This is a genomic window from Cohnella sp. 56, from assembly GCF_037963805.1.
In the GTDB taxonomy this organism is placed as follows: Bacteria; Bacillota; Bacilli; order Paenibacillales; family Paenibacillaceae; genus Cohnella.
The window spans coordinates 209098-222518 of sequence record NZ_JAZDQE010000010.1 but is presented as its reverse complement, the minus strand read 5'-3'; the positions used below and the strand labels follow the sequence as shown (position 1 = coordinate 222518).

Annotated in this window: 8 protein-coding genes and 1 pseudogene; 2 read left to right on the top strand and 7 right to left on the bottom strand. The window is 56.3% G+C overall.

The window, feature by feature from the left end:
* Positions 1-44 precede the first annotated feature (44 nt).
* The 6 genes from VQ071_RS18240 to VQ071_RS18215 form a co-directional block, all read right to left on the bottom strand.
* The gene (locus VQ071_RS18240) at positions 45-1451 is read right to left on the bottom strand and encodes an extracellular solute-binding protein (protein WP_340515547.1); all 1407 of its coding nucleotides are present in this window, start codon (positions 1449-1451) and stop codon (positions 45-47) included.
* A gap of 568 nt (positions 1452-2019) precedes the next feature.
* Positions 2020-3042 (bottom strand): LacI family DNA-binding transcriptional regulator, encoded by a 1023-nt coding sequence (locus VQ071_RS18235; RefSeq protein ID WP_340515546.1) that lies wholly within the window; start codon positions 3040-3042, stop codon positions 2020-2022.
* A gap of 784 nt (positions 3043-3826) precedes the next feature.
* Positions 3827-5548, bottom strand: coding sequence for a glycoside hydrolase family 2 protein (locus tag VQ071_RS18230; protein WP_340515598.1), 1722 nt, complete (start codon positions 5546-5548; stop codon positions 3827-3829).
* Positions 5549-5702: 154 nt separating this feature from the next.
* On the bottom strand, positions 5703-6605 hold the full coding sequence (locus tag VQ071_RS18225; protein WP_340515545.1) for a glycoside hydrolase family 43 protein: 903 nt from the start codon (positions 6603-6605) through the stop codon (positions 5703-5705).
* A gap of 119 nt (positions 6606-6724) precedes the next feature.
* On the bottom strand, positions 6725-7993 hold the full coding sequence (locus VQ071_RS18220) for an FAD-binding protein (RefSeq protein ID WP_340515544.1): 1269 nt from the start codon (positions 7991-7993) through the stop codon (positions 6725-6727).
* Positions 7994-8179: 186 nt separating this feature from the next.
* Positions 8180-9694 (bottom strand): malate:quinone oxidoreductase, encoded by a 1515-nt coding sequence (locus VQ071_RS18215; protein WP_340515542.1) that lies wholly within the window; start codon positions 9692-9694, stop codon positions 8180-8182.
* Between the two features lie 196 nt (positions 9695-9890).
* On the opposite strand from VQ071_RS18215, the pseudogene VQ071_RS18210 reads away from it, so the two are divergent.
* Both VQ071_RS18210 and VQ071_RS18205 read left to right on the top strand, forming a co-directional pair.
* Positions 9891-10292: pseudogene (locus VQ071_RS18210) on the top strand (YeeE/YedE thiosulfate transporter family protein); the annotation flags it as partial.
* 326 nt (positions 10293-10618) lie between these two features.
* Complete coding sequence (locus VQ071_RS18205; RefSeq protein WP_340515541.1) at positions 10619-10897, top strand: AraC family transcriptional regulator; 279 nt, start codon at positions 10619-10621, stop codon at positions 10895-10897.
* A 94-nt stretch (positions 10898-10991) separates the two neighbouring features.
* On the opposite strand, the gene VQ071_RS18200 is transcribed toward VQ071_RS18205, so the two are convergent.
* A complete protein-coding gene (locus VQ071_RS18200) occupies positions 10992-13421 on the bottom strand; it encodes a glycoside hydrolase family 31 protein (RefSeq protein WP_340515539.1) in 2430 nt (809 codons plus the stop codon).

Genomic DNA, 13421 nt, shown 5'->3' with positions numbered 1-13421 from the left:
CCCCGTCCGCCGGACGAACCGGGGCTCCTCCGTCGCGCTGCCGCTTACTTTTTATAAATTTTATCGATTGCGTCCTGGAACGGTTGTTTGTACTTCTCGACCACCGAGGATACCGACTGGTGCTTCGACACGATGTCGGTGATGGCGTCGCCGAACTTGAGACCATCGAACGCGCCGTATACCTGGAGCGTCTGCTTGCCGTTAATATCCTTCAGCATCGTATCAACGTCGTCCTGATGCTTGAACACGGTCTGCTCGAGCCAGGTTTGACCCGGATATTCGTCGACCGGCGGAATATTGGCCAGTTCTTCGTATATTTTGAACACCTGGATCGGGTCCTTGACCCCCTTCGGCATGAACCAGCCGCCGCCGCCGGAAGGGAACGTATAATCCGTGCCCTGCGGACCTTTGGGGAAAGGCACCATACCATAATCGAACTTGCCCTGATACGCGCCGGCCATCCAGTCCCAGCCGTAGGCCATGGCCACATTGCCGTCCGTAAACGTGTCCCGCTCCGTATAATTGTTGATTTCTTTGCCTTTCACCCTGACGACCTTGTCCGCGTACAGCTGATTCAGGAAGTTCAATGCCTCTACCGTCCGGGGATCGGATATGCCTTCTTTGCCCGTAGCGTCATCGGCGATCTTCGCCCCGCCGTTGGACGAGATCAGGAACTGCGCCAGTTCCTCCGACCAGCCGGAGGTTCCCCATACATCCGTCTTCCCGTCGTTATCGGTGTCGCGGGTCGCCTCCTTCGCGATCTCTTCGAACTTGGCCCATGTCCAATCGCCCTGATCGACAATCTCGTGCAAATCCGGAAGACCCATTTTTTTGAACAGGTCGCGGTTGTAGAACAAACCGCCGCCGCCCGCGCCGGGAGCTCCGCTGATCGCATAGTCGTCCCCCAGCACCGGAAGCGACTTGACCAGAATTTTCTGCGTCGTATTGATGTCGTCCTCCGGATCCGTGTATTCGCTCATCTTGAGCATCTGGCCGTTGACAATCGCCGGAATCGCCCATCTGTACTCATAGTTCACGATGTCGGCGAACGGATCACCCGCCAGCACGGTCGAGGTGAATTTGCTCGTGAACTGGTCGTACGGCACGTTCAAATACTTGATCTTGACGTTGTACTTTTTCTCAACCGCCTTCAGCTGATCGAGCGACGCCTTGCCTGCAGGCGTATCGGCTGTCGGCGTGGCGTCCCACCAGGTTGCGATGCGAATCTCTCTGCCACCCATATCGAAGCTGTCGCTAGGCGGGCTGTCGGACGGCGAAGCCGTCGCCGTACCGCCATTGTCGCCCGATGCGTCCGCGGATGCGGAGCTTGTGTTTGCAGGAGCAGCAGTCTTTGTTGCGTTCGATGATGAGTTGCCATTGCTGCAAGCGCCGAGCGCCAGCATCACGCTAAGACCTACCGCACTTACTGTAAGCGCTTTACTTTTTGCCATGTTGAACCTCCTCAAATTTTTCTTTAGATATTCCTGCTGCCGGTTGCCTGCTGCCTTTCGCTTTTTCAACCCCTCGCTTTCCTGCTCGATCCAACGGAATGCTGTTCCATTTTCACCCACATGTTATCACCGTGTTTTTCATTTGTAAATAACTTAAATTGTGTTTTTATTAATTGTTGTTATTTAATTTGTTATCAAAAATTCAGAATTATTATCCTAGATTCAGAAAAGGGCCATTTTTCGAGTGAATTTATACAAAATAGGCATCATTTTTCCTTTAAAATTTATAAAAAAATATTTTTAAGCGTTTTCAGAGGAGGTTACTATTCCATTCGATCAATGTTATTATAATAACGACAGCTCGCATCAAATAACATCGTTATGATAACAATTCCTCATCAAATGAACTCAAATCCTGTCAACCCAATTTCTTTTTATGGCGCTGGTTATTTTGTGCTGCATCACGCAGGAATAGAGAGATGTCTCTAGGGAATTAAAATTGCTGGAGTCGTTGCGAGGGGAGTAACAGCCAAAGACCTGCAGCGCAGTGGATGCAGGTCCCTCCATTTTATTTTTTGCCGATCGAATCGCGAATCACGACTTCCCCGGCGATCAGCTTGCGCTCCGGATTGCTGCCGCGGTTGGAAGCCCGCCATATCAGCTGATCGACGGCCCTCGATCCCAGCAGCTCCTTGGAGACACGGACCGTCGTTAAGCCCGGCGTCATCGCCGCTGCATCAGGGGAGTCGTCGAACCCGGTGACGGCACAATCGTCCGGCACCGCCTTGCCCTCGGCGCGAAGCCATTCTGTCAACATCATGGCTTCCCAGTCATTGGCGCAAACGAACACTTCCGGCAGTTGTGAATCGCGGACGAGCTGCTGAACATGCGCGTGCAACTCTTCCCCTTCAGTCGTTATGAGCTTCTCGTCTTGTCGATAGGGGACTCGAAAGCTCTCCAGCGCGGAACGGTAGCTCTGCCAGCGCTCGTAGAAGCTGCGGGAAAAGGAGGTCGGTCCAAAAAACTGGAAGCTGCGGTACCCCTTGCTGATGAGAATCGTCATTAATTCATGAATACCGGCCTGGTTGTCCGCGAACAAGCTATCGCACGGAATCGCCGGGTCACTATGATCGATCATGACGATCGGAATGCCCAATTGCCGGATATCAAGCAGCACCTGCGTGGACACGGTTCCGACAGTTATAACGCCCAAAATACCTTCGGGGTTCAAAATATTGGACAAGTTATCCCGCGCAGGCTGCGTCAGCGTCAACACATCCAAGCTTAATTCTTCCAACCGCTGAACGATGCTGCTGAAGATGGAGCCCCAGTATTCATTCTCCTGATTCTGATATCGAATATTGGGAAACAAAATGGCCACCGCGCCCGCGGTCATGCTCTCGTTCCTATCTGTTCGGGCCACAGGGGCGGATGAAGCTTCGTGGAAGTAGCCTAATTGTCCCGCCGTCTTAATGATCAGATCCCGCGTCTGCGGACTGACGCCCGGCTTGCCGGCCAGTGCCCGGGAGACCGCGAACTTCGACAAGCCGGCCAAGTCAGCGATCTGCTGAATGGTGACTTTGTTGCGCATACTGTGGCAACCCCTTCAATAAGTGACATCCGATAGTTTATCATAACGTTTTCTCAACTAATCCTAAAAAATGTTATGTTTATTCATAAACACTCAAAGCAACCATAGCAGGTTTTTCAAGATTTTTCAAACATCATTAACGACTCCATTTAAAATAGGGTGAATGTTATCTAACATTTCCATCTTTAACCTACTCGCATGTTATTGCCTTTTCACACAAGAAAGACAAGTAAGCTTAGAGAGTTTCTCTTTTATGGACAGAGGTCCATTTTCTCGCTTGCAGCGACGGCCCGCTCCTGCAGCCGCACTTGCAGCACGAAAAAACGTTACCCGATCATATGCGATTCGGAGGCGCAGCCGGGCTGTCTCGTCAGCGAGAAATAGCGGCTTATTGGTAGTGATGTTAGATCACCCAAGTTGCGACGAGACGGTGCTGAGCATGATAACGATGAAGTCTACCCTGCAAAAGTGCAGGGTAGCGCCGCGTTTGGAAGGAGCGCAGGCCGCTACCTCGCAAAAGTACAGGATAGCGCGCCTCAGCAACGGCATTTCGTCTGATCATCCGTATCCATCCTGCACTTTTGCGCGGTACACTTGGGGAACGCCTATCCTCGCTTGGCTATATCGCACTTTCGCGCGGTGCACTTGAGCGTATACGATGCAATGCAATGCCATGCCATGCACGGCCCTCTTCTCGTTTTCTCATCCTGTCCACCGTCACCAAGTTATAAATTCTATAATGTTAAAAACAGCCCGTCAGGGCATCTGACAGGCTTTTAAATCTTCATTTCTTTCCCGTTACGATCTCCCTGATCGTCTCCAGCGGGAGCTTCGGCACCCGGTCGTACGTCAGCAGACCGTTAATCTCCTGCTCCACATCGGTTAGCTGCGTGTAGCAGAATCCCTGAACGGCAGCGGCAAGGTACATCGGCTGCACAACGTTGCGGAGCCGCTCCATAAAGTCCTCGTCGGATGTCGCGCCGGAGTAGCCCCAGCCGTCCCATTCGCTCTTCTTGCAGGCGATACCGCCGAATTCTGTGACCAGCAGCGGCTGGCCTTCGTACGGATAGCCCTCGACGAGAATCCGGCGCCCGGACGGCGCAGAGCCGATCGCCTGCTCTGCCGAGCTGTATCGGTCCAGCAGCACCTCGCGCCGCCATTCGTAATCGTGGATGCTGATGAGATCAGTCTTCACCGATTCCCAGCCGTCATTGGAGATAACGAAGCGCATCGGATCGAATGTCTTGGTGAGATGGTACAGGGACAACGCATGATTTTGCTGCTCCTTGTCGACCAGTATGTTGGGCACGCCCCAGCTTTCATTCAGCGGCACCCATGCGATGATGGCAGGATGGTTGTAATCACGCTCGATCGATTCCATCCATTCTTTTGTAAACTTGCGTGCGTATTCGTCAGAAAAATCGTAAGCATTCGCCGCCTCGCTCCAAACGACAAGCCCGAGCTTGTCGCACCAGTAGAGAAAGCGCGGATCCTCCAGCTTTTGATGCTTGCGCACGCCGTTAAAGCCCATCGCCTTCGTCAGCTCGACGTCCTTTCGGATGGCTTCGTCGCTCGGCGGCGTCAGATTGCCGTCCGGGAAGTAGCCCTGGTCCAGTACCAGCCGCAGGAAATAGGGATGGTTGTTCAGGCAAAGCTTGCCTGCTTCCACGGATACCTTGCGCATACCGAAATAGCTCTCGACTTCATCCAGCACATCTTCGCCGTCCAGCAACGAGAACTTCACGTCATACAGATGCGGATGCTCGGGGCTCCACCAGCCGCCGAAGCCATGTTCATTGAATGGACCGATGTGAATCTTGCGTGTTGCCGAGCCGTTCGCAAGCGTGAACACGTCCTCGGAAACCGCTTGCCCGTTGAACGAAATTTCCGCTTTGACGCGCAGTCTCGACTTGTTCGGCATAGCGCCCTTCACATGCGCAGTAATCGCGATCTCTTTGCGGTCGACATCCGGGGTCATCTTGACTTTATCCAGGTGTATGGCGGACACGGCTTCCATCCATACGGTCTGCCAGATGCCCGTCGTCCCGGTGTAAAAGATCGTATCGGACTTTTCCTTCCAATATTGCTTGCCGCGCGGCAGCGTCATATCCGTATGGAAATCGGCCGCCTTTACGACAAGCGTGCCGCCGCCATCGCCATCGAGCGCGTCCGTAATGTCCGCGCAAAACGGGGTATGGCCGCCTTGGTGCGCGGCTACGAGCATGCCGTTCACCCAGACGGAGGCTTCGTAGTCGACCGCGCCGAAATGCAGCAGAATCCGCTTGTTTTTGAAGGAAGCCGGGATGTGCAGCTGCGTCCGGTACCATACGGCTTCGTGGAACGCCTGGTCGTTAATGCCGCTTAATTGGCTTTGGTATGCGAAAGGTACGTGGATGCGTCTTGGCAATGGCTTCTTGCCGTCATACCATTTTTCGCGAATCCCCGTATTATCGTCGTCGAATTCGAACTCCCATTGTCCGTTCAGATTGATCCAGTTCGCGCGCATAAATTGCGGGTTCGGATGCTCTTGCCGATATCGCTGTGCCACGTTCGCTTCTTCCCTTCCTGCTGAGTTTGACTGGAGCGGTGAGCCTGGCAGCTCGCCCCCGTGAAAAAGAAGCCTGCCCTCTGTCCAAGGCAAGCTTCCCCGGTTACGCTTTTTATTTTTGCAGCTCCCAGGCATCCGTCATGACGATCGGCCGGATGACGCCATCGTCGATCTCCAGCCTGTCGATACACAGGATGCGGCTGCCGGGGTCCCGGTCGCCGATGATCCGACGGTGATAGACGATCAGCCAATCGTCCGACTCCGGCAAATGCAGGTAGCCATGATGGCCCGGCCCCTCGGCGATCGGGTCCTGCCGCTGCAATATGGTGCCTTCATTCGCGAACGGGCCCAGCGGGCTGCTGCTGACGCCGTATGCCACGCTGTAGGAGCCGTCCACCCAATCGCCCATCGACCACATCAGGTAGTAGAGGTTGTCTTTTTTGATCATGCACGGTCCTTCGACATAGCCGTCGGGCGTGATCGGCAGGATCGTCTCTGCGCCGTCGAACGGGACGAAGCCGGTCATCTCGCCGGTCATCCGGGCTACGTTGCAATGCCGCCAGCCGCCATAATACAAATAAACGGCCCCATCGTCGTCCTTGAACAGATGGGCATCGATCGGTTGGGCATGGTGGATGAATCTGTCGACGAGCGGCTTGCCCAGATAACCCCGGAACGGACCGGCCGGCGTGTCTGCCACCGCAATCTCGAGACCGCCGATCTCGTCGTTCGATTGAATGTCGTTGGAAGCGAAGACGAGATAGTATTTCCCACTGTGCTCAATGATCGTGGGCGCCCAGACCGCCCGCCAGATCCACGGGAAGTCTCCCATCTCGATGATGCTCTCATGCTTGGTCCAGTTCACGAGATCGTCGGAGCTGAAGGCATCCAGATTCATCTGCTTCGTATAGTCGGTATGAGAGCGCGTGGCATAGATCCAGTAACGGCCTTCGTATGTCCTCGCTTCGGGGTCCGCGTACCAGCCGGGCACGATCGGATTGGAGATGGCAGTCACTTGAATGAACACTCCTCAGGTTATGAATAGTCATCCTAAGCTTAGACGAGCAGGCGCGCGGTGAAAAGGTCCAGGAGCGGCATCAATGTATCTGCGATTGACGTCAGCGAGTGAAAACCTTAATTCGCGCTGTCGAGGAACGCATTCAGGAAGTCGTTGCGGAATTTGCCGGCCGGATCGAACCGTGCCAGCAGCCGCCGGAAGTCCGGCAGCTTGCGGTAGGACGAACGAAGCCGTCCGGGCGGCATGGCGAACAGCTTGGCCCAATGCGGCCTGGCACCGAACGGTTCCAGCGCCGCTTCGATCATCGGCAATACTTGCCGCACAGCCTCCCATTCGGGCCGCCAAGTAAAATGAACGGCAACTGAATCCTGCTCGAAGCAGGGGCTCATCCACAGATCGTCCGCGGCGATCGTCCGAACCTCGGATATGTATAATAGCGGCGCGATGCGGTCCCGGATGCCGTCGAGCGCGAGCAGCGCCTCGTACCCATGCCGCCGCGGCACGAAGTATTCGCTCTGCAGCTCTTCCCCGGCGCTCGGCGTGAAGTCCATGCGAAAATGAGGCAGCCGTTCGTACCAGGGCCCGGCAATGCCTAGCTGCTCGCTGCAGCTGTCCGCCGCAAAGCCCGGCACCGGATGCCGGGGCGCGGTCGCAAGCTCCGCTCCGTAGAACGATGCCTCCGGCTCGCCGGGGACATCGTCCGCCGCCGCCCGCTTCAACCAAACCTGGTTGAAGCCCGCTTGCCGCCAATCCGTGAACAGGCTGACGCTGTAGCCGGCGGAGAAAATCTCGTCGAAGCGCTCCGCAAGCCGAGCCAGCGGCAATTGCTCATAGACGGCCTGGCTCATCCGAAATGCCGGCACGACGTTCAGCGTCAGGCTGGCGACGATCCCGATGCCCCCTAGTCCGACGATGGCGCCGGCGATATCGCCGTCCCCGTCATCGCGGCTTAACGATACGATATCGCCGCTGGCGTCAATGATGTCCATGGCATGGACCGCCGTCGCCAGATTGCCGAGCCGGTCGCCCGAACCATGCGTCGCGGTTGCGCATGCGCCCGCCACGGATATATGCGGCAGCGAAGCCAGATTGGGCAGCGCGTAGCCGTGCGCGTCCAAATAGCGGCACAATTCGCCGTATCGGATGCCGCCTTCCACCTTTACCCGTCCATTCGTCCGGTCGAGTCCGATGACCCGGTTCAACTTTTCGAGCGACAGCAGCGCCCCCGTCGTATCCGCGATTCCGTTGAACGAATGCCGCGAGCCGAGCGCTTTGATCCGGCTGTTGCCGGCCACGAGCTCCTGCGCTTGCTCCACGCGATCTGGCGCATAATACTCGGAGGCAGCATAGTTGTAATTGCCAGCCCAATTGCGATTATTTTGCACGTCCGCACGCTCCCGATGAATGATTGGCCCATTCGTTAATCTGCTTGATGAGGACAACTAAGCCTATTTTATCAGATTCGCGATGCAAGCGCTGCCTGCTATAGGAGCGGCATCGGGCTTGAAGCGACAAAAAAAGCCATCGTCCCAGAGGACGACGGCTGCGAGATAAGAGCGGTTAATATAGAGCTATACGGTCTGCCTAGCGTTCTGCACGGACGGGCTGCCGCCAAGATCGAGCGCCTTCGAGGTGGAGGCATGAAGCTCGCGGATCAGCTCGGGATTGGCAAGCAGCGACTGGCCGTACGAAGGAATCATTTCCTTGAGCTTCGGTTCCCAGCCCTTGATCTGCTGCGGGAAGCATTTCTTTAAAATCTCGAGCATGACGGATACGGCGGTCGACGCACCGGGAGAAGCGCCGAGCAGCGCGGCGATCGAGCCGTCCGCGGCCGTCACGACTTCCGTGCCGAATTGCAGCGTGCCTTTGCCCTTGGGCGTATCCTTGATGACCTGCACGCGCTGGCCCGCTACGATCAGGTCCCAGTCCTCGCTTTTGGCGTTCGGGACAAAATCGCGCAATTCCTCCATCCGCTGCTCCTTGGATAGCATCAGCTGCTGAATCAAATACTTGGTCAACGGCATTTCTTTGGCGCCGGCGGCCAGCATCGTCAGCAGGTTGTGCGGCTTGACGGATGTGATCAGATCGAACATGGAACCGTACTTCAGGAACTTGGGCGAGAAGCCGGCAAAGGGACCGAACAGAAGCGATTTTTTGCCGTCGATATACCGCGTGTCCAGATGGGGCACGGACATCGGCGGCGCGCCGACCGAGGCTTTGCCGTACACTTTGGCGTGATGCTGCTCCACGATCGCCGGATTTTTGCACACCATGAACAACCCGCTGACCGGGAAGCCGCCGATGTGCTTGCCCTCGGGTATGCCGGATTTTTGCAGCAGATGCAAGCTTCCGCCGCCGGCGCCGATGAAGACGAACTTCGCGTTATGCCGTTCGACGGCGCCGTTCGTCTGATTCTTCACCTTCAGTTCCCATTGTCCGTCGCGTGCGCGCTTGATCGTATTCACGTTGTAGTTGTAGTGAATGTCGACGCCCTGGCTCTGGAGATGATCGAGCAGCATACGCGTCAGCGCGCCGAAGTTGACGTCCGTCCCGGAGTCGATCTTGGTGGCCGCGATCGGCTCGCTCAGCTTGCGGTCCTTCATCATCAGCGGCACCCACTGCGCCAGGCGGTTCGGATCGTCGGAAAACTCCATGCCCTCGAACAGCGGATTGTTCGAGAGCGCCTCGAAACGTTTTCTTAAAAATGCGACGTTCTGTTCGCCGTGCACATAACTCATATGAGGCAGCGGCGCGATAAAATCGCGCGGGTTGCGGATCAGCTTGCTGTCGACCAGATAAGACCAGAACTGTCTGGAAACCTGGAACTGTTCGTTGATGCTGATCGCCTTGCTGATATCTATCGATCCGTCCGGCTTCTCGACGGTATAGTTAAGCTCGCACAGAGCCGCATGCCCCGTACCCGCGTTGTTCCATTCGTTCGAGCTCTCGACGCCCGGGATTGCGAGTTTTTCGAATACCGTAATTTTCCACTCCGGCACCAGTTCCTTCAGCAGCGCCCCCAAAGTCGCGCTCATGATCCCGGCACCGATCAAGATGACGTCTGATTTCGTTTGTCCGTTGCTCATTATAACCTTCCTCGTATCCTTAATTTGCAGCTATGCATTCAACAACATCACTATTATAGTGTATCATTATTATTTAGGGTCTTTAATAAATATTTACTATCCATATGATAGTTATACGTTATAAAGCTATTGTGGTCGCCTATTTATAGTACAAAGGGGAGCGACATAACGATTAAAATATAGAAAAGAATATATTATGAAGTCCATATATGCCAAGCTATTCCAAAATTACTGGAGCCCTTATCTCGTCATGGCACTGGCCGGCGTGCTGAGCGCGCTGTACTTCGGCATCACCGCCACGGTATGGGCGGTCACGGGCGAGTTCACCAGGCTGGCGGGACACGCAATGGAGCTTTTCGGCGCGGATGTCTCGAGCTGGAGCTACTTCAAGCTGATCGGGATGAAAGGCACGACATTCACCCGGACGGACGGCTGGATCGTGTGGGGCATGTTCATCGGCGCGCTCGTCATGTTGCTGCTGAGCAACAACTTCAAGATCCGCCTGCCGCGGCAGAAGCGGCGCTGGGTGCAGAGCTTCGCCGGCGGCATCGTCGCCGGCTTCGGCGCGCGGCTCGCGCTGGGCTGCAATGCGCAGGCGGTCCGTCGATATCGCTTCGTCCAGACGGTGGATGCGCTTGCGCCTGCGATTGTCCCGGCATTCGGCAATCGTCTGCCAGCCGCCCGAGACGCCGGCCTCGATGCGGTAATGCCGGACGAGCGTCGGCATCGTCTCGTACGGCGTCGTATGATGATGCAGGTTGATCAGGTCCGCGTTCACGTCATCGTTGAACGTCACGTGGACTTTCCGGATCGCTGTCCGTTCCGGCCAGATCAGCCGGAGCGCAGCAGGAGGAGACGGTGCCCGGGCCGGATATGCAGGAGGCTCGCCGCTGGCTGCTCGCGCATGCCTTCGGACGGCTGGAGATGCGCGAGCTGTCGCACGCGCTCGGCATCAGCCCGGTGCAGCTGACGCGGCGCTACCGCGCGGCGTATCGGATGACGCCAACCGAGTTCGTGACCGGCCTGCGGCTCGGCCGCGCGTGCCGCCTGCTGGCCGGGACGGCGCAGCCGCTCGATCGGATCGCGCAGCAATGCGGCTACGAGAACGGCTTCTACCTGAGCCGCGTATTCACCGCCAAGCTGGGCATGACGCCGTCCGCCCACCGCAAGCTTCACCGCTTATATCATTTATTTTCCAAATAACAAAACGGAGCGCATCAAGCATGATGGCTCCGTTTTGTTATTTGTTTGAATTTCCTGCTATTATGTCCGCCACCAGGCATATCGCTAGAACGGATTATCCTTTTACAACCAATTCCAGCTCCTCAAACGTATTCGGCACTTGCAGGCGGAGCTCCCGATGCTGTTCATCGTAAGACCAGCTGCCGCCGGCTTCCTCCAGGCTTGTCTGCCCGCAGCTAACGGCTCGGGGTGCGAAGTTCATCGATTTCACTTGAAGCTGAAGCAGCTTGCGCGCGCTGTCCAACCCTTTGGACCGATAAGCCAGCTGCAATGACAGTTTGTCTTCATTAAATGCGGCCGTTGTCTCCAGCAGGTTGTAGACGCCGTTCTCGTAAGCGTAGGTGCGAGCGTCGTCCTCGTACCAGCGACCGCTCGACGCCGTACCCGGCGCTCCGGCATACATGCTCAGCGCGACGTTCGCCTGCTCGTTCAAAATCGGCTTCCACCGATCCTCCGCAAGCTCCGGCACGATGCTTCCCGCCTTGACATACAGCGGCAATACGTCGATCGGCGCATGCGCCAGTATCGTGCGGCCGCCTGCATGGCGTTCGCCTGTCCAATAATCGATCCACTCTCCTTGCGGCAAATAAACCGCGCGGTATTCCGTGCTCGGACGGACAATCGGCGCTACGAGCAGGCTTGTGCCGACGAGGAATTGATCGCATAAATTAAAGACGTTGCGGTCGCCCGGATACTCCAGAATGAGCGGGCGCATAATCGGCAGCCCCGTCTTGTGCGCTTCGTAAAATTGCGTGTACAAATATGGGAGCAGCCGGTAGCGCAAACGGATATATTTGCGGCAGACGTCCTCGACATTCGGATCGAATGCCCACGGCTCTTGGCGGATCGACTCCAGTACGCTATGGTTGCGGCAGTAAGGGAAGAAGACGCCCGCCTGTGTCCAGCGAGCCAGCAGCTCCGGCGTGGTATGGTGGGCGAAGCCGCCGATATCGGGACCCGCGAACGGCTGTCCGGACAAGCCCAGGTTCAGCACCATCGGGATCGCCATCGCCAGATGCTCCCAGAAGCTGCGGTTGTCCCCGGTCCAGGTGGCCGCGTATTTCTGTATGCCCGCATAGCCGGCACGGGTTAGCACGAAGGGGCGCTCCCCCTCCAGCTGCCGCTTCAGGCCTTGCTGGGTCGCCATCGACATCAGCATGCCGTACAGATTATGCAGTTCGCGATGCGTCTTCATATCGCCGTCGTTGCCATGCACGACATCGAGGTCCATCGTTTTCGAAGCGTTGAAAACGGCAGGCTCGTTCATATCGTTCCAGATGCCGTGAATGCCCAGCTCCGTGTAATACCGGTGCTGCTCGCCCCACCAGGACCGTACCTGCTCCTCCGTGAAGTCGGGGAACGCGCTGGCTCCCGGCCACACATTGCCGATGAACACTTCGCCTTCCAGCTTGCGGCAGAAGTAATCGTTTTTCGTCCCTTCTACATAGGGCGCGTATTCGGGGTCCTTTTTGACGCCCGGATCGACGATCGGCACAATTTTGATGCCCATTTCGGCCAGCTCGCCGATCATCTTTTTCGGATTCGGGAATCGTACGGGGTCGAAGGTGAACACGCGGTATTCGTCCATATAGTGAATGTCCAGGTAGATCACATCGCATGGGATGTTCTTCTCCCGGAAGCTGCCGGCGAGCGTCATGACCTCTTCCTGATCCATATAGCTGTAGCGGGATTGGTGGTACCCGATGGCCCATGCCGGCGGCAGCTCCATGCGGCCCGTCAGTCCGCTGTACCGCTGCACCACATCCTTCAGTTCAGGCCCGTATACGAAATAATAATCGAGCGTACCGGAGTTGATCTGGATTTTGTAGGAGGTACCGTCCGATCTCATATCGAACGACGAACGTCCCGGATTATCGAGGAAAATGCCGTAAGCGGGCTGGTCGTAGCGGAAGTGGATCAGAAACGGAATGGATACGTACAGGCATTCAATCTCGGGCACATGCGGGTCGAAAACATCCGAGTTCCACATGTCGTACTTCTCGCCTTTTTTGTCCAGAAAACTCGTCTTCTCCCCCAGGCCGTAAATATGGGAGTGCAGCTCCATCGATTTGCGAACGCCGTACTCGCCTCGTCCCGCCCTGTACAGCTCTTCTTCGCTTGAGATTAATTCGCCGCCGGCATTGTAGAAGTCGATGCGGGCATCCGATTTGTGCACGACAACCGTAATAGCCGATAGCACGAGCTTGTACTGCTCCGGCGTCTCCTCCAAGCGCGCGTCAACCGCGGCGAAGGCTTCCTGTTGTACCGCAATCGTTGTCTTCAATGCAAGCGCATGGTCCAGCAGCAGCTTCACGCGAACAACATTCTCATTGACCGGCTGCAGCATGATAGACGCGTTTTCTCCCCGGAACAAGTATACGCCTTGCTCGCTTCGAACCGACTGAATCGCGCCGATACGCCAATCGCGCTTGGCGGCAGCTTGCAGCTCACCTTTATCCGGATGTATCGTTTCACTTGTTTGCAT